This is a genomic window from Monashia sp. HAY1-2A (assembly GCF_056755315.1).
Map to the genome: position 1 here is coordinate 1 of NZ_JBNDHY010000388.1, position 276 is coordinate 276.

Here is a 276-nt window from a genome sequence, read left to right on the forward strand (position 1 = left end):
GGACTCAGCCGCGAACCCTCCGGAAACGTGCCCGTTTCGAATCCGGGAATCGCCAGCGGCACCACCATGGTCAAGGCCAGTGCCAGGCCACCGGTCACCATCGAGCGCCGGAACTGCCCGGCGCCCCGTCCCGCACCGGACTGCAGGCGCGCATCAGGAGCAAACCAGTGGCTGCACCCGAGAATCAGGAGATAGCCCACAGCCGCGCCCAGGAAACCGGCAAGGCCCACGCTCTGGGGCTTGATGGTCGCCGGGACCACCATCACCGCCAGGATC

The 276-nt window shown here is 68.1% G+C and carries 1 protein-coding gene; it reads right to left on the reverse strand.

Annotated elements, in window-relative coordinates:
• Window positions 1-276, reverse strand: a 276-nt coding sequence (locus ACPYOM_RS22425) for a TgpA N-terminal domain-containing protein (RefSeq protein WP_481347653.1), incomplete at both ends; no start/stop codon positions are given.